The organism is Zunongwangia endophytica (assembly GCF_030409505.1).
Taxonomy (GTDB): Bacteria; Bacteroidota; Bacteroidia; order Flavobacteriales; family Flavobacteriaceae; genus Zunongwangia; species Zunongwangia endophytica.
In genome coordinates this window covers 864,336-881,745 of sequence record NZ_JAUFPZ010000002.1, presented here as the reverse complement: position 1 = coordinate 881,745, position 17,410 = coordinate 864,336, and the positions used below count along the sequence as shown (strand labels likewise).

17 protein-coding genes are annotated in these 17,410 nt (G+C 34.0%); 8 read left to right on the top strand and 9 right to left on the bottom strand.

Annotated elements, in window-relative coordinates:
* The first annotated feature begins 141 nt into the window (after window positions 1-141).
* The 3 genes from QWY91_RS03960 to QWY91_RS03950 are packed head-to-tail and all read left to right on the top strand — an operon-like array spanning window position 142 to window position 3,318.
* A complete protein-coding gene (locus QWY91_RS03960; RefSeq protein ID WP_290231912.1) occupies window positions 142-2,328 on the top strand; it encodes an endonuclease MutS2 in 2,187 nt (728 codons plus the stop codon).
* Window positions 2,328-2,741: a thiol-disulfide oxidoreductase DCC family protein gene (locus tag QWY91_RS03955; RefSeq protein WP_290231910.1), complete on the top strand. Its 414-nt coding sequence runs from the start codon at window positions 2,328-2,330 to the stop codon at window positions 2,739-2,741. The genes QWY91_RS03960 and QWY91_RS03955 overlap by 1 nt, the downstream gene beginning before the upstream one ends.
* A gap of 52 nt (window positions 2,742-2,793) precedes the next feature.
* Window positions 2,794-3,318, top strand: a complete 525-nt coding sequence (locus QWY91_RS03950) for a hypothetical protein (protein ID WP_290231908.1) — start codon at window positions 2,794-2,796, stop codon at window positions 3,316-3,318.
* Window positions 3,319-3,439: 121 nt separating this feature from the next.
* Here QWY91_RS03950 and QWY91_RS03945 read toward each other — a convergent pair whose 3' ends face one another.
* Both QWY91_RS03945 and aroC read right to left on the bottom strand, forming a co-directional pair.
* Window positions 3,440-4,753 carry a dicarboxylate/amino acid:cation symporter gene (locus QWY91_RS03945; protein ID WP_290231907.1) on the bottom strand — a complete coding sequence of 438 codons (1,314 nt, stop codon included), beginning with the start codon at window positions 4,751-4,753 and terminating at the stop codon, window positions 3,440-3,442.
* Window positions 4,754-4,777: 24 nt separating this feature from the next.
* Window positions 4,778-5,842, bottom strand: a complete 1,065-nt coding sequence (gene aroC, locus QWY91_RS03940; protein WP_290237058.1) for a chorismate synthase — start codon at window positions 5,840-5,842, stop codon at window positions 4,778-4,780.
* Between the two features lie 171 nt (window positions 5,843-6,013).
* Between aroC and QWY91_RS03935 the strand changes: the two genes are divergently transcribed.
* Entirely contained in the window at window positions 6,014-6,829 is an 816-nt protein-coding gene (locus tag QWY91_RS03935; protein WP_290231905.1) for a UDP-2,3-diacylglucosamine diphosphatase, read from the top strand.
* Window positions 6,830-6,839: 10 nt separating this feature from the next.
* Here QWY91_RS03935 and QWY91_RS03930 read toward each other — a convergent pair whose 3' ends face one another.
* Window positions 6,840-8,051, bottom strand: a complete 1,212-nt coding sequence (locus tag QWY91_RS03930) for a proline dehydrogenase family protein (protein ID WP_290231903.1) — start codon at window positions 8,049-8,051, stop codon at window positions 6,840-6,842.
* A 96-nt stretch (window positions 8,052-8,147) separates the two neighbouring features.
* On the opposite strand from QWY91_RS03930, the gene aroB reads away from it, so the two are divergent.
* Both aroB and QWY91_RS03920 read left to right on the top strand, forming a co-directional pair.
* Window positions 8,148-9,212 carry a 3-dehydroquinate synthase gene (gene aroB / locus QWY91_RS03925; RefSeq protein ID WP_290231901.1) on the top strand — a complete coding sequence of 355 codons (1,065 nt, stop codon included), beginning with the start codon at window positions 8,148-8,150 and terminating at the stop codon, window positions 9,210-9,212.
* A 93-nt stretch (window positions 9,213-9,305) separates the two neighbouring features.
* Window positions 9,306-9,605, top strand: coding sequence for a hypothetical protein (locus tag QWY91_RS03920; RefSeq protein ID WP_290231899.1), 300 nt, complete (start codon window positions 9,306-9,308; stop codon window positions 9,603-9,605).
* A gap of 64 nt (window positions 9,606-9,669) precedes the next feature.
* On the opposite strand, the gene QWY91_RS03915 is transcribed toward QWY91_RS03920, so the two are convergent.
* From QWY91_RS03915 to QWY91_RS03890, 6 genes are all read right to left on the bottom strand, one after another.
* Window positions 9,670-10,218, bottom strand: a complete 549-nt coding sequence (locus tag QWY91_RS03915; protein WP_290231897.1) for a type 1 glutamine amidotransferase domain-containing protein — start codon at window positions 10,216-10,218, stop codon at window positions 9,670-9,672.
* Between the two features lie 131 nt (window positions 10,219-10,349).
* Window positions 10,350-11,366: a YihY/virulence factor BrkB family protein gene (locus tag QWY91_RS03910; RefSeq protein ID WP_290231895.1), complete on the bottom strand. Its 1,017-nt coding sequence runs from the start codon at window positions 11,364-11,366 to the stop codon at window positions 10,350-10,352.
* Window positions 11,363-11,884 (bottom strand): DinB family protein, encoded by a 522-nt coding sequence (locus QWY91_RS03905; protein ID WP_290231893.1) that lies wholly within the window; start codon window positions 11,882-11,884, stop codon window positions 11,363-11,365. The genes QWY91_RS03910 and QWY91_RS03905 overlap by 4 nt, the downstream gene beginning before the upstream one ends.
* Window positions 11,884-14,466 carry a phosphoenolpyruvate carboxylase gene (locus tag QWY91_RS03900; RefSeq protein WP_290231891.1) on the bottom strand — a complete coding sequence of 861 codons (2,583 nt, stop codon included), beginning with the start codon at window positions 14,464-14,466 and terminating at the stop codon, window positions 11,884-11,886. The genes QWY91_RS03905 and QWY91_RS03900 overlap by 1 nt, the downstream gene beginning before the upstream one ends.
* A 94-nt stretch (window positions 14,467-14,560) precedes the next feature.
* A complete protein-coding gene (locus QWY91_RS03895; protein WP_013072138.1) occupies window positions 14,561-15,040 on the bottom strand; it encodes an Lrp/AsnC family transcriptional regulator in 480 nt (159 codons plus the stop codon).
* Window positions 15,041-15,116: 76 nt separating this feature from the next.
* Window positions 15,117-16,280: a M14 family zinc carboxypeptidase gene (locus tag QWY91_RS03890; protein WP_290231882.1), complete on the bottom strand. Its 1,164-nt coding sequence runs from the start codon at window positions 16,278-16,280 to the stop codon at window positions 15,117-15,119.
* A 277-nt stretch (window positions 16,281-16,557) separates the two neighbouring features.
* Here QWY91_RS03890 and QWY91_RS03885 point away from each other — a divergent pair, with 277 nt between their 5' ends.
* Both QWY91_RS03885 and QWY91_RS03880 read left to right on the top strand, forming a co-directional pair.
* Window positions 16,558-17,001, top strand: a complete 444-nt coding sequence (locus tag QWY91_RS03885) for a helix-turn-helix transcriptional regulator (RefSeq protein ID WP_290231881.1) — start codon at window positions 16,558-16,560, stop codon at window positions 16,999-17,001.
* Window positions 17,002-17,032: 31 nt separating this feature from the next.
* A complete protein-coding gene (locus tag QWY91_RS03880; protein WP_290231879.1) occupies window positions 17,033-17,407 on the top strand; it encodes a DNA topoisomerase IV in 375 nt (124 codons plus the stop codon).
* The last annotated feature ends 3 nt before the right edge of the window (window positions 17,408-17,410 follow it).

Sequence of the window (17,410 nt, the reverse complement as noted above, 5' to 3'; positions counted from 1 at the left end):
CTTGAGGAATGCATAAAAGTTGTAAAAGAGAAAATATTATTGATAATTTCTAGTTTTCCCGATTCGTTTACAATCTTAATAAAAATAAGATTCAAATATAGATCGGAAACAGAAATTTAAACCCTTTGTGAGGGAGTTACTATGATAAAAATAACAGAGAAAAGCCTAGCCGACTTAGAATTTCCGGTAGTATGTGAGCAAATTAGCCAATTGTGCGTCACCGACCCTGGTAAAGCAAAAGCTTTAGAAATTAAACCTTATAAAACTTACAAAAAAACCTATTTTGGTTTACACCAAACCAACGAATATGTAAGTTCTAAATTACAGGAAAGCCCAATACCCAATCACGGTTTCGATCAAATTAATAATGAATTAAAATTATTGAAAATTGAAGAGACCTTATTAGAGGTTGCTGGTTTCAGAAAAATTGCAACGATTTCTGAAACGGTGAATACTCATATTCGATATTTCAATAAATACCAGAGAATTTATCCAAACTTACATCGAACAGTTTCTGAAGTTGAATATACTACGGTGCTTATCGATCAGATTAATAAAATTGTAGATCGTTTTGGTGAAATTAAAGATGATGCCTCTCCCCTTTTACAAAATCTAAGGCGTAAAATAAATTCGGTTAAAGGTCAAATTAACGGAAGTTTCAGCAATGCACTTAGCACCTATTCTTCTTACGGATATTTAGATGATATTAGGGAAAGTGTCGTAGAGAATGTAAGAGTTTTAGCCGTAACTGCCATGCACCGTCGTAAAGTTAAGGGCGGAATTATGGGAAGTTCTAAAACCGGAAGTATTGTTTTTATACAACCAGAATCTACTTTTCAGTATACTCGAGAACTTAATAATCTTCAGTATGAAGAGAAAGAAGAAGTAAATCGAATCTTAAAAGAATTAACCGAGTTTGTTCGACCTTTCCGCGAGCTTCTAATTCAGTATCAAGAATTACTAACTACAATAGATGTAATTGCTGCAAAAGCAAAATATGCAGATAAGATTAACGGTTTACTACCGACAATAACCACAGATCAAGAAATTCAGCTAAAAGAAGCGTATCACCCGCTGCTACTTATTAGTAATAATAAAAAAGGCGCTAAAACTTATGCGCAGGATATCGATCTGAGTAAGGATAATAGAATCGTTGTAATTTCAGGACCTAATGCCGGTGGTAAAAGTATCACGTTAAAAACCGTTGGATTATTACAATTGATGTTGCAAAGCGGACTTTTAATTCCGGTTCATGAATTTAGCCGCGTTTCCTTTTTCAGCAGAATTCTAACCGATATTGGCGATAATCAGTCGATCGAAAATCATCTAAGTACCTATTCGTATCGTTTAAAGAATATGAATTATTTTCTTCGGAAGTGTGATGATAAAACATTGTTCTTAATTGACGAATTTGGAACTGGTAGTGATCCTGAACTTGGCGGTGCTTTAGCTGAAACTTTTCTTGAAGTATTTTACGAAAAAGAAAGTTTTGGTATTCTAACAACGCATTACGCGAATCTTAAAAAATTAGCTAGTGAATTACCGAATATGAGCAATGCAAATATGTTGTTCGATTCGGCTAGTTTAGAGCCATTGTTTAAATTACGTGTAGGCGAAGCCGGGAGTTCGTTTACTTTTGAAGTAGCACAGAAAAACGGAATTCCGTACAGCCTGATTAACCGTTCAAAGAAAAAAGTGGAACGTGGTAAAATTCGTTTTGATAAAAGTATTGCTAAGCTTCAGCAGGAACGTAGTAAACTTCAGAAAACCACCGATTCTTTAAAACAAAAAGAGCAGAAAGCAGCAGTGCAAAAAGATAAGCTGGAAGAAACCAATACGCGTATTCAGCAGAAATTAGAAGATTATCAGGAGCTTTTTGATGCCAACCAACGTATGATTTACATGGGGCAAAAAGTTAATGATATTAGTGAAAAATTCTTCACGAATAATAACAAAAAAGAGCTTATCGGGGAATTTTTGAAGTTTGTTGCTATTGAAAATTCTAAGCGTAAAAAGCAAAACGCAAAACAGCGAAAAGCAGAAAAGGCAAAAGAAGCAAAAGTAAAAGCCGAAGCCGAAAAGAAAGTTGAAGTAATTCGACAAAAGAAGAAAGAAGAAAAGAAAAAAGAAGAAATTGAGGCTAAGAAAGAAGCTAATAAGCCAAAGTCGAAAGTGAAACTTGGCGATCGCGTTCGTTTGGAAGATAGCCGAAGTGTAGGAACGCTAGATAAAATTGAAAAAGGAAAAGCTACCGTTAATTACGGTATGTTTACCACCCAGGTTGCTATTGAAAAACTAGAGTTGGTGCAAGCCATGAAAAAATCATAATGAATATTCCAGAAAATAAGAAAATCGTGTTGTTTGACGGTGTTTGTAATCTTTGTAACGATGCCGTGATATTCATTATAAAGCATGACAAAAAAGACCAATTTCGCTTTGCATCTTTGCAGGGAGAAATTGGTAAACAACTGCTTGAAGAACGTGGTTTAGATCCTAATTATTTGGATTCCATAATTCTTATTGAACCCGGAATTGCCTGGTATCAAAAATCTGATGCTGCACTTGAAATTGCTAAAGAATTAAGCGGAATTTATCAAGGCTTAAAATTTTTTAAATTCTTGCCTACAGGTTTAAGAGACATAGTTTACGAGGATATTGCTAGCAATCGTTACAAATGGTTTGGTAAGAAAGAAAGTTGTATGATTCCAACACCAGATCTCAAGGCTAAATTTTTGGATTAGGTTTTTTTGTAGCTAAAGCAATTTTATATCTTACCGTTTTAAACTATAATTTATGGAGCCTCATTGGCATTGTGACCTTTGCGAACATCAAGATGTAAGCTTGAGGAAAGGGAACATCTGCGGATTAACAGGAAATAAGCCAAATTTTAAAAATACCTGCAATACTATCGAATTTGGAGAAAAAAGAAAACAAAAAGTAATCGATACCAATGCAAAACTTCAGAAGATACTGAAAAATAAATGGTGGGTATATAGTTACTTTATTCTATTCAATATTTTCGCTATCGTACTTTTCTATCTGGATTACTTATTTCTTAATTATCTGAAGCATTTCTTTCTAATGGCTTATGCTGTGCCTATCATCATTTCGGCAATTGCTATAGTTCTATTGGGAATGGGCTGGGGTGCTCTAAACAATTATCGAAATAACTTAAACATTGCCAAAGCGAACAAATCTGAAGTTGATGCCGCACTTTCTGCCTACGATATTAATTATGATCTTAAATTAGATTTTCTAAAATCTTTTCACGGAGTACCGAAGGTTAAAAGTTATCTGAAATTTTATTATATAAAATAATAATTCAGCACTCCGAATTTCAAATCAAGTTTCATACAAATTATGAATCATTAGGCAGAAAAACGCCGAATGAAGATTTTTTTCCGAAGCAATAAAAAGTACAAATCAGAATTTGCTAAAATTATTTATCTTCTTCTTTAGCGTACTCATCGTCCCATTCTTTCACATTTGGTGGTCCCATCATATCCACAGATTTTGCAACCATTACCGATACGGCAGCATCACCGGTTACATTGACGGTTGTTCTACACATATCTAATGGTCGATCTACTGCAAAGATCAAAGCTAAACCTGCTTCGGGAATACCGGCTTGAGCGAGTACAATTACTAACATCACCATTCCTGCGCCTGGCACCGCGGCTGAACCAATGGATGCTAATGTTGCGGTGGCAATAATTCCTAATTGTGCTCCAATACTTAAATCCATACCAAAAGCCTGTGCGATAAATACAGCAGCAACAGCTTGGTACAAACTCGTTCCGTCCATATTAATTGTTGCTCCAATCGGCAATACAAAACTAGTTACTTCTTTATGTACACCCATGTGCTCTTCTACTCTTTCCATCGTTACTGGTAAAGTAGCTGCACTAGAACTGGTAGAAAATGCTAAAAGCTGCGCCGGAGCGATCCCGTTGATAAAAAAGGAAGGTTTGTTTTTAGTAAAAATCCATACTAGTAACACATAAACACCAATCATTAAAGCCAATCCAGTTAAAACGGTTAGCGCGTACATCGCTAATGCCGCAAAAAGATCTGTACTAGGTGATTCTACAACTAAAGCTGCTAATAATGAGAAAACACCGTAAGGTGCAAAAAGCATAATTAAATCGATTAGTTTCAGAATCACTTCATTAAAACCATCAAAGAAATCTTTAACAGGTTTTGCCGTTTTTTCATCAATTAAAATCAATCCAATTCCGAAGAAAATAGCAAAGAAAATAACCTGTAGCATATTGGCATTATCACCTGCTGCAGCAAAAATATTACTAGGTACAAGATCTTCTAACGCCTGCAAAGGTCCAGCTTCTTTTTGCTTGGCGGCATTAGCCTGCACACCAACCGCATCACCTTCGTAACTGGCTATAAGCTCTTGCCGAGTATCTTCACCAATGGTAGCTCCCGGTTTAATCAAGTTAACCATTACCAGGCCGATTGTTACTGCTACAATGGTAGTAGCAATATAAATCCCGATCGTACGGAATCCCATTTTAGATAACTTCGAGATATCTTTTAAATCAGAAATACCTTTTATTAAAGAAGCTAAAATTAGCGGAACTGCAATTAGTTTTAAAGCATTTATAAAAATATTCCCGAATGGTTTTATCCAATCACTTATAAATTCAGCTCCCCAGCTAAAATTGGTCATGATTAAAGCAAAAACAACTCCGGCAAACATTCCTAACAAAATCTGCCAATGCAGTGCTAATTTCTTCATAGTGTGGTTTTCTGTATTGTTTTGTTATAATTTAGAAGATTTATTCTGAAGTAAAAAGTCGGCAATAGTAAGTGCTGCCATTGCTTCAACAATAGGAACAGCTCTTGGTACAACACAAGGATCATGACGACCTTTACCCTGCATTTCTACTAATTTACCTTCTTTATCGATAGTTTCCTGATTTTGCATAATCGTAGCCACAGGTTTAAAGGCAACATTAAAATAGATGTCCATTCCATTAGAAATTCCACCTTGTATTCCTCCACTCAAATTAGATTTTGTAGAACCGTCTTCGTTAAAAAGATCGTTATGTTCACTTCCTTTCATTTGAGTTCCTTCAAAACCGCTACCGTATTCAAAACCTTTAACGGCATTAATAGACAACATAGCTTTACCTAATTCAGCATGTAATTTGTCGAAAACCGGCTCTCCTAATCCTTTAGGCACATTGCTAATAACACATCGCACTGTACCGCCAACAGTATCACCTTCAGATCGAATTTGCTTAATATAGGCTTCCATTTCTTCAGCTTTCGCTTTATCTGGACAGCGAACAGGGTTCGTTTCAATTAAAGAAAAATCGACTTCGTAATGGGGTTTCTCTAAAGATATTTTACCCACAGAATCTACGTAAGCAGTAATTTTGATATTCTCTAGCATTTGCTTTGCAATCGCTCCTGCTACTACTCTACTTGCAGTTTCACGAGCAGAACTACGGCCACCACCACGATAATCTCTTACGCCGTATTTCTCATCGTAAGTATAATCGGCATGCGAAGGTCGATAAGCATCTTTAATATGAGAATAATCTTTAGATTTTTGATTGGCGTTATGGATTACAAAGCCAATTGGCGTACCAGTAGTTTGTCCTTCAAAAATTCCTGAGTAGAATTCTACCGTATCTGGTTCTTTACGTTGTGTAACAATGGAAGACTGCCCGGGCTTTCTCCGGTTTAGTTCTTCCTGAATTGCATCTAAATTTAATTTTAAGCCTGCCGGACATCCATCGATGATTCCACCTATTGCCGGGCCATGTGACTCACCAAAAGTGGTAAGTTTAAAAATTTTTCCGAAGGAATTTCCTGCCATTGCTACGATTTTGAACAAATGTAATTTTTTAGCCTATAAATTAAAAATGTTAACACAATTAATATTCAAGTAACAATAAAATCAGATTTAATGATTTAGTAAGATTTCTTTAAACTGAAATAAACCTTTAATTAGCTTAATTTCAGGTTCTTTACTTCAAATATTTAAGTATTGCGAAAAAAAAGAGAAATTGATTTGGTAGTAATTTCAGATGTGCATTTAGGAACATTTGGATGTCATGCCAAAGAATTGCTGTTATATCTGGAAAGTGTAAGCCCTAAAAAACTAATTCTGAATGGCGATTTTATAGATATTTGGCAATTTAGAAAACGCTATTTTCCGAAATCACATTTAGAGGTTATAAAAAAGATAATTGATTTAAGTACTAGCGGAACTGAAGTGATCTATATTACAGGAAATCACGACGAAATGCTAAGAAAATTCAGCGAAACCTTTTTGGGATCTTTTTCTATAGTAGATAAACTGGTGTTAGAATTAGATGGTAAAAAAGCATGGTTTTTTCACGGTGATGTTTTTGATGTTTCTGTACAAAATGCGAAATGGATTGCTAAACTTGGTGGCTGGGGCTACGATCTTTTAATTCTAATTAATCGATTTTTAAATTGGTGTCTTGTGGGTATTGGTAAAAAGAAATACTCTCTTTCAAAAAAGATTAAAAATCGTGTAAAAGGAGCTATAAAATTTATTGATGATTTTGAAAAAACAGCAACAGATCTTGCCATCGAAAATGGATATAAATACGTTGTTTGCGGGCATATACATCAACCCCGAATTGTGCGTAAGACAAATAAAAAAGGTACCTGTCTTTATCTAAATTCTGGCGATTGGATAGAAAATCTAACCGCTTTAGAATACCACGATAAAAAATGGGAATTAATCCGATTTCCTGAACTTGATTTCAAGAAACATGAGAAACCCCAACTGCTTACTGCTATTACCGTTGTAAAAAGTAGTAAATCGAAATAAGTAAACGTAATTAGAAACTTTCCTTTTCCTGGCGATCGTGTCTGGTTACGTGACCTTTTCGTCGTTTACGTTCTTCTAATAATAAAGAAAGCTCTCTACCTGTTTGTCCTTTTACAGAGGAATTTTCTTGTGCTCTTCGCATTAAATATGGAACAACATCTCTTACCGGACCAAATGGGACAAGCTTCGCCGCGTTGTAACCGCGCTTAGCAAGATTATAACTTAAATGATCACTCATTCCAAAAAGCTGACTAAACCAAATTCTGGAATCATTAAGATCTATATCCTTATCTTCTATGATTTGTAAAGCTAAGTAATTACTCACCTCGTTGTGAGTTCCTATAAAAACAGCGATATCTTGTAAATTTGCCAAACAATAAGACATTACGCTATTAAAATTCACATCGGTTGCTTCTTTACTTTCACAGATTGGGGAAACATAACCTAACTTTTTAGCACGTTCATTTTCCTTTTCCATATAAGCACCTCTAACTATTTTGGCGCCTATTTTAAATCCATCAGCTTTACCTTTTTCGTGTAAATTTTTTAAATACTCAATCCTATCCCAGCGATAACATTGCAACGTATTAAAAATTAATGCTTCTTCCTTATTATACTTTCGCATCATATCTTCCATAAGATCATCTGCTGCAGTTTGCATCCAGCTTTCTTCGCCATCTGCATATAATCTTACTTTTAGATCGTGCGCTGTTTTACAAAGTTTATCAACACGTCTTTTGATGTTTTCCCACTCCTTTTTTTCATCATCATCCAAACTAACATTGGCAGTCAACTTCTCCCAGATGTCAAACCTTCCAACTCCGGTAGGCTTAAATACTGCAAAAGGAAGTTCATTTTCTGCTTTTGCGAATTTTATTAAGCTTAATTTCTTCTCTAAAGCCGCATCAAATTCTTCTTCGGTTTCTTTACCTTCTACAGAGTAATCTAAGATGCTGCAAAGATTTGCCTCGTACATGGTTTTGATTGTGGGTTTACAATCTTCCATTGTTTCGCCCCCGGCAAATTGTTCAAAAATGGTTTTCTTGATAAGCCCTTCTACAGGTAATTTCAGTTTTAAAGACATTTTGGTAAGTCCAATACCAGATTTAACTAGAGTTGGTTTTCCCATCATACTAAATAGAAAGATGGCTCTATCTAACTCATTATCCGATTTTAATTTAAAAGCCGTTTTGGTATTGTTAAATATCTTTTTTCTTATCATGGGATAGCGTTAATTTTCGCAAATATAATTATTGAATATTGATTTCGATTTAATTATTTCTGCTTATTTTCGAATCTGTTACAAACAATCAATATTATGGTAGATACGGCAAAAGGAACCGTTTATTATAAAGAAGAAGCATACGAGCAAATTAACAAATATCTACAAGATGCAAATCATTCTAAAATTTTTGTACTTGTGGACTCTAATACCCACGAGCATTGTTTATCAGCATTTTTACCAAAAATAGCTACAGAAAGTACAATTGAAGTTATCGAAATAGATGCCGGGGAATCCTACAAAAATTTAGATACCTGCATGGGTGTTTGGCAAGCAATGTCTGATCTTGAAGGCGACCGGAAAAGTTTAATGATTAATCTGGGAGGTGGCGTTGTAACCGATCTTGGTGGTTTTGTTGCCTCTACTTTTAAAAGAGGAATTAATTATATAAACGTACCTACTACTCTACTTTCTATGGTCGATGCCTCTGTAGGCGGTAAAACAGGTGTTGATTTAGGTAACCTAAAAAATCAAATTGGAGTAATTTCTAATGCTGAACTTGTTGTGGTAGATTCCGATTATCTAGCCACCTTACCCACAGAAGAAATGCGCAGTGGATTGGCTGAAATATTGAAACATGGTCTTATCGCTAGTGAAGATTACTGGGATAAAGTTGGGCAATTAAGTGATCTAACCTTAAATGATTTAGACGAAATTATACGAACTTCCGTAGATATAAAAGCCAAAGTTGTTAAAGAAGATCCCTATGAAAATGGATTACGAAAAACTTTAAATTACGGGCACACTTTGGGACATGCCATAGAATCGTATTGTTTAACTCATGACGATAAAAAAACCTTGTTGCATGGTGAAGCTGTTGCTATAGGAATGATATTAGCAACTTATATATCAAAGCATTTGAAGGATTTTCCTTCTGAAAAACTAGATGATATCACTAAACGAATTGTTGATCTCTACGGAAAAACGGAATTCAGTCAGAAAGATATCGATCAGGTTATTGATTTGATGAAGTACGATAAGAAAAATGAAGCGGGTAAAATAAATTTCGTCTTGCTGAAAGATATTGGTGAAGCTGAAATTGATTGCCAGGTACCCAATGAATTGATTCTAAATGCCTTTGAATTTTATAAAAACGCCTAATTATTATAATTTTATTATTTCATTAAAAAATTGCACTTAAGCTTTTAGGTTTCTTATTTTTAAGTATAATTGCAAAAAAATCAACCTTAGAAAATGAAAAGAGTAATTGTTGACTTTAAAAAATTAACACCTGAAATATTAAGCCTTCTGGTTGAAAAATACCCTGATGGTTATGATGATGATCACATCATCTCCTTTAAGAACCTTAAAGGGGAAACAGTGGATGCTGTTGAAGTAAAAACCGAGGATGCAATTTATCTTGTTAAAGTAAGTACACGTTTAGAAAATAAAATGGCTAATTTTGACGAAGATGATTATGATGATGAAGACTTTAACGAGCCAATCGTAGATATTCCAGAAAAAGACAACGAAGAGGAAGAAGAAGAAAATTAATACATAATAAAAAAAGGAGAACTTTGAAGTTCTCCTTTTTTTTTATCAATTTTTTAAAATTGATTTATGCATGTTGGTAATCATGCTTTCCTTCTTTAATCTCTTCGATTAATTTATCATTAAAAGCTGGTAAATCATCCGGAGTCCTGCTTGTTACAAAACCTTCGTCTACTACTACTTCCTTATCTACCCATAAAGCTCCTGCGTTTTCAAGATCTTTTTTGATAGATGGGAAAGATGTCATCGTTCTTCCTTCAACAACTTCTGCGTTAATTAAAGATTGAGGACCATGGCAAATTGCAGCAACGATCTTACTTTGCTTAAAGAAATCTCTAATAAATACTAAAGCATCTTCGTTAGTACGTAAGTTATCAGGATTAATAACTCCACCTGGTAAAACTAGTGCGTTATAATCTTTAGCGCTTACTTCGCTAACTAATTTATCTACAGTAATATCTTTTCCCCAGTTGTCTACATCCCAACTTTTAATAGAACCAGATTTAATACTTACTACATCTGCAGTAAAACCTGCTTTTTCGATAGCTTCTTTTGGAGAAGTAAGTTCGCTTTCTTCAAATCCATCAGTTGCTAATATTGCGATTCTCTTTTCCATAATTTTCTTTTTTTTAGGTTTACCCCAAAATTAAGAACTAACAGGGAGAGGCTGTATTAAAGCGATTTTAAAATTATATTCTTTGGAGTTAATAAGAGTTAAACTTTAAGATTCTGCAGTTTCAGACCAATTTATGCATCCGGTTTTTTACCTTTCTTTGCCGCTCTAAGGTTCTCCTTCAATCTATCGATAATTCTTTTTTCCTCTTTAATCTGAACTTTCTTTTTCTCCAGTTTTTCCATTTCCTGATAGATAGCAGGCTCGCCATTTTTACCTAACTGTATTTTTTCGTTTTTCGCTAAAGCATATTGTACGGTAAACTCGGCGCCATAAAACAAAATCATACAGGCATAATAAACCCATAATAATATAAGCACAACACTGGATGCACCACCATAAACAGAAGTTGGCTCACTTGTACCAAAATAAAAGCCAATTAAATATTCACCAATCAAAAACAAGATTGTAGTTAAACTAGCTCCCCAAAAAGTAGTTTTCCATTTGATTTTAATATCTGGTAAGATTTTGAAAACTGCCATGAATAAGCTAGTTATTACAAAAAAGCTAATTACAAAATTGATTATATACAACATTGCGCCAGTAATATTCGGAGCTATGAAGTGAATTTTTTCTTTGATAACATTCAATAAGGCTGAAAGTACCAGTGAAACTAGAAGTAAAAGGCCGATAACCAGGATCATTCCAAAAGAAATCGCTCTATCTAACAATAATCCCCAAAAATCATTACGTTTTTCAGCCACATTCCAAATATTATTCATTGCCAGTTTTAGCTGAACAAAAACACCGGTAGCACCAAATAATAACATTCCTACGCCAAAAATAATAGCAAAAGTTGAATCTTTAGAAAGCCAGGCATTTGAGATCATACCCTGAATGGCATTAGCAGCATCAGATCCTATAAATCTTCCAATTTCAGAGGTAATTCTACCCTGAACCGCTTCTCTTCCAAAAAAATATCCGGCTATTGTTACAATTATGATCAATAATGACGGTAAGGAAAATAATGTATAATAGGCTATCGTCGCACTACGAGAGTACGGCTCATTCTTATTCCAACTATTAAAAGCTCTTACTAATAGTTTAAAGAAAGACTGTACCGATTTGAGATATTTTGGGGGATTCTTCAAAGTTTGTAGCGTTCTTGTAAAATTTTTAAATGGTGCTTAGTATGGCCAACGATTATAAAACCAATAGCTCTGGGTGTTGCCGATGCACCATTCATCTGTCCAGAAGTTGTAAGCATGTTATCGGTAAAAGAATCAAATAAAAATGAAGTCGATTTTCTTACAATTTCAAATTCTTCTTTTAAACTTTTTAAACTCCGATTTTCTGCTCCTGAATTTACGGCATATTCTTCGTGATCAAAACCGGGCAAAGATTTTACTTCTTTCCGTGCTAAACTTAAAGCTCTAAATTGAAAAATGCGTTCCACATCGATCAAATGCTGTAGCACTTCAGCAACGCTCCACTTTCCTTCCTCGTATCTATATGATAATTGATCTTCAGATAAATTTTCTAATAGATGTGAAACCTCTTTCAGATTATCTAAAAATAATATCCCCAAAGAAGTTTCTTTGGGGATAATCTTGATATAATTTTCATAGAACGAATTATATTCAGATGCACTTATTTGCTCTACATTCATTATGCAGAATTTCTACTTGCATTAATATTTCCGTATAATGATCTGGTAACCATTTTTTCAAATTCATCTAAACGGGCGCCATCTTCACCTTTTTGGAGTTTCTGCACCATTCTTAATGCATGTTGCTGTATTGTAAGTAATGGTAGTACGATACGCTCTCTAGCTTGTATAGAAGCTCTCATCGCAGGTTCGTTTTCCATTAATTCCTTATAACCTGTAACTTTTAGCAACATTTCTTTAGAACGTTCATATTCATCATGAATTAATTGCCAGAATTCACCAAACTCTTCATCATCCTTCATATAAGAAGTAAGTTCGAAGAAAGATTTAGTTAAACTCATCATACTATTTTCCAACAAGGTTTTAAAGAATATCGAATTATTGTAAAGTTGCTTCACTTTATCAAATTCTCCTTTTTCCTCGTATTGCTTCAATGCGGTTCCTACTCCAAAGAAACCAGGAACATTCTGCTTTAACTGGCTCCAGCTACCTACAAATGGTATCGCTCTTAAATTATCTAAGTTTAATTCATTATTGTTTCGCTTAGATGGGCGACTACCAATGTTTGTTTTAGCATAATACTTTAATGTACTCATTTTCTCTAAGTAAGGAATAAACCTTGGATGAGATTTGAAGTTCATATAAGTATCATAGCTAGATTCGGCTAAATCTACCATCGTCGCGCGATCTTCTTCAGATAAATTATTTTTACCGTGATTAAAGATCTCGTTTGATACTCCAGCACTAATTAACTGCTCTAAGTTGTATTGGCAACTGTCTTTAGTTCCAAAATTAGAACTAATGGTTTGTCCCTGTACTGTTAACTGAATTTCTTCATTTTCGATAGCAGATCCTAAGGAAGCATAGAACTGGTGAGTTTTTCCACCACCACGCGCTGGTGGTCCTCCACGACCATCAAAGAAAGTTACTTTAATATCGTATTCTCTAGAAATCTCAGTTAATTCTTGTTTTGCTTTGTAGATACTCCAGTTAGCCATTAAATAACCACCATCTTTTGTACCATCACTAAAACCAAGCATTATCGTTTGCTTATTCCCTCTGCGCTCTAAATGCTCACGATAAACAGGATTGCTGTATAAAGTCTTCATCACATCTGGTGATGCCTTTAAATCTGGTACTGTTTCGAATAACGGAATAATATCTACCGTTGGCTTATCCCAACCACATAACCTTAAGAATGCAAAAGGTTCTAAGATACTCTGTGGAACTTCACTGTGACTAATTATATAGCGATTAGCTCCTTTTTCACCATTTTTCTGCTGAATTTCTTTCATAGCATGGATAGAAGAAATCGTAGCTTGTCCCATACCACCTTCTTGATTAAACTCATCTGCAGAAAGATTTCCTTTTACATTCGTAAGAATTTCAATTTGCTCCTCGTTAGAAAGCTCTTTGTAATTCTTCGGAATTAAATTGTCTCCTCTTTTTTCACAAACTTCGATAATTTCAGAAAGAACTTCTTCGTGAACACCACTATCCTGACGGATGTCTAATGTTGCTAAATGATAACCAAAAAGGTTTACTTTATTTAATAGATCATCTACATCATCCAAGAAAAGCGATTGATGCTTATCGATAATTACTTCTCTTACTGACTGAAGTTTAGACTTCAAGTCTTCAAGAGATAATTTAATATCACCGCTTTCAGAAACTGCACCTTCGTACAATTCTTTTTCGATCTCTTCAATGGTCTCTCTTACTCCTTCAAAAGTCAATCTTCTTTTCAGTTTTCTGGCATCTTGATAATAGCAGAATAGGATGGTACTTTTTAATCTTTTAGCTACCTGAAGTGTAATATTTGTTGTTACAAAAGGATTACCGTCACGATCTCCACCTGGCCAGAAACCTAATTCTATAATTTCATTTCCTACACTTTCACCATCAAATAAATTTTGCTGAATGTAGTTGTAGATTTTACTTACGCTTTGATAAAACACGTTTTCAAAATACCAAATTAAGCTAACAGCCTCGTCGTAAGGCGTTGGCTTTTCTTTTTTGAAAAATGGTGTTTTTCCTAATTGTGATAAAAGCTGCTTAATTTTTAAAAGATCATTTTCTTGAATTGCTTTATCCAAATCGGTAATAATTCCAAGAACAGCTCCTGGATAAAATTGAGTTGGATGGGCAGTTAAAGTTGGTCTTACCTTAAATCGCTTTAAAAATTCTCTTATTCCTTCTGTCTGATTTTGAGATTCAGACTCTTCCTTCATATTTCTTAAAGTCCCAATACCATCCATGTTATTCACAATCGGGAATGCAGCATCCTCAATAGCATCAAACAATACAACCTGTCTTTCTATATACTGAATAAACCTAAAAAGTAGTTCATTCATCTCATTTTCAGAAGGATCATCAAGATATTTATCAAAAAATGCTTCTACAATTTCAGAAGGATTTTTCTTTTGCTTGAAACCTTCCTCACAAACTTCCTGAAAAAGAGGAAGTAAAGAGCCTGTCTTTTTGATATCATCAAAAGGCAAGGTTAGAAAAAGACTGTTATAAATTTGGTACTTAGAAAGAACGTTTTCATTAAAACGCTCTAACTTAGGTTCTCTATGCATAATAATTGGTATTTAGTTGATTTAAAAATATAAAAAAACCCTTCAAACAAAAGAGCTTAAAGGGTTTTTAATAAAAGTTTAAGTATTCCCTTAATTACAGCTCCTTGAAGATAGAGTGCATTAAACGCTTCTTATCGTTGATGCTTTCTTCTAAAGAAATCATAGTTTCTGTACGGTAAACTCCTTCAATATCATCTAATTGGAAAATAATTTCCTTAGCATGTTGTGTATTACGAGCACGAACTTTACAGAATACATTAAATTTCCCTGTAGTTACGTGAGCAACAGTCACAAAAGGAATCTCATTGATTCTTTCTAAAACAAATTTAGTTTGAGAAGTGTTTTTAAGGAAAACACCTACATAAGCGATAAACGCATATCCCAGTTTTTGATAATCCAATGTTAAAGAAGAACCTATAATGATTCCCGCTTCTTCCATTTTCTTAACGCGAACATGAACAGTTCCTGCAGATATTAAAAGCTTTTTGGCAATATCTGTAAAAGGAGTCCTAGTATTCTCGATAAGCATGTCGAGAATCTGGTGATCGGTTTCGTCTAATTTAAATTTGGCCATTTTCTTAACTTCTTTTTATTATATGAAGTTCAAAAATAATACAAAAACTTTGAAGTATTTATAATTTTTTGAAGAATTAATCACATTTAACCATTAAAATCTCTTTATTTAAGAGTATTTTATCGACTACAACGTTTTCGACTAGTGACTTCTCCCCTTCTAATTCAAGAATTTTTCCGTTTCCATCAATTTCGCGATGACCATATTTATCAATTTTAGCGCTTATATTTTCAATTTTTGGTATAAATTCTACTTTCTCTCCCTCTAATTTTTCTGAATACTGAATACTAACATCAAAAATACCGTTCTTAATACGTACATTTTTGATTAAAATATCATTGAATTTCTTCCCATTTTCAGGTATTTTGAAGTAGTCTTCTCCGCTAAAATTCAGATAACTTTTAGTAGCGATGCTTCGTAATGAAGAAAAGATACTAGCAACTGCAAACTCTCGAGTAGTTTCTCTTGTGTAATCATTAGGGAAATGTCCTTCTTCAAATAAAATTGTTGGTACACCTTCACTTTGGAACGTATCTCCGGTACAATTTAAATTGAAACCATCATCATATCGTCCAATTTGTTCTGGTAATACTGTTTTTAAATCTTCAGCAATTTGTGCAATTACCTTCATGCTTTCTAATCGCTTTGGGGTGATATTGCGCTCATGATCTTCAGCTGGCGTTAAAAAGGACATTACAGCAGACTTATTGGTTAGTCCTGCACTAAAAATAGTTCGTTGCCCATGTAGATTTAAGCAAAAATCTGGTTTAATTTCCTCAAAAATCTTTCTAAGAATGCGACTTTCCGGTTGTGTAAGGTGTTGCGCATCTCTATTTAGGTCTACATTATTATAATTAAAGCGAGTATACTTTCTAGAACCATCAGGATTAAGCATTGGTATACAATAGAGTGTAATATTATCTAAAATCAACTTCAGATCTGCCGAATCTTTGCTAATTAATGCATTAAAAACGTCCAAAATGGCTTTGGTTGTAGTCGATTCGTTTCCGTGCATTTGCGACCAGGCCAGAACATTGGTTTTTCCGCTACCAATTTTTAAAAGATGAATAGGTTCTTTATTTACAGAGAATCCAATTTTTGAGATTTCTACATGCTCTTCAAATTTATTCAATATTGGTTGAATATGGGACTGATTAATATATCGACCCTGAATTTCTTTAAGCTTAAAATCTTCGTAGAGATTCACAATACTTCCTATAGTTGCTGCATACTTTTTCATGTTGACAAAAGTAAAAAACCTTTATTTTACAATTGTAAACACTTCAATATATTATAATTGTTTACAATTGTGACATTATGTTCAGGAGTCGATCTATTATCTGCTGGAAATTTTCCATGAAACTACAAAATTATATCTAATATATTATAATTTAGCGTATTAAATGTCTTTACATGAACTTATTATTCAATAAATTACAATGGTTTACATTTGTGATTTGTTTCATTGTAAATTATAGTTTACATTTGTAAAACATTAAACGGAGCTTGATTTTACAATGGTAAACACGGAAGAATTTACAAATAGACTACAGAAGATCATTGAATATTATGATTTAAGTGCTTCTTCTTTTGCAGATAAAATTGAGGTGGGACGCTCTTCTATTAGCCACCTTCTTTCGGGAAGAAATAAACCGAGTTTAGAATTTGTGATGAAAATTGTAAAGACTTTTCCCGAAGTCGAACTCTATTGGTTACTTAATGGCAAAGGCGAATTTCCTAAAAGAGATCAAGCTTTTGAGAAAAAAGAAGAGCCTAAAGCGGAAACTAAACAGCAATCTACAACCGCAACTAAGAATAGTGATAATGATCTGTTTACAGAAAGTCAGGATAATAATAAAGAACAAAGGAATAGGACGCCTATTATTCCTAATAACGGAAAGAAAATTGCGCGTGTAATTATATTTTATGAAGACGGCACTTTTGATGCCTTTGAAAATTGAATATCTAAGCCATTTGGATTAATTTTGCACTATGAAAAAATTAATCTTTCTTCTTATACCTTTCCTATTCTTAAGCTGCTTTGAGCCTGAAAAAAATTGCAAGGATTTTCATACAGGAACTTTCGAGTTTCAAACCTATTTAAATGGCGAAATGGTTACTTCCCGTTTTGTTCGTAATGATAGTATAGAGATTGATACTTTCCAGGGTAAGACCGATACTTCTTCTGTAAGATGGGTAAACGATTGTGAGTATGTAATTAAAAATTTGCATCCTAAAAACATTAAAGAGCGCCAAGCGATTCATATCCGTATAATAAAAACCGATAAAGATGGATATACTTTTGAATATGGTAAAGTAGGAGATCCCCGCAAAGAACGAGGATCTGTTTATAAAGTTGAAGAATAAAAT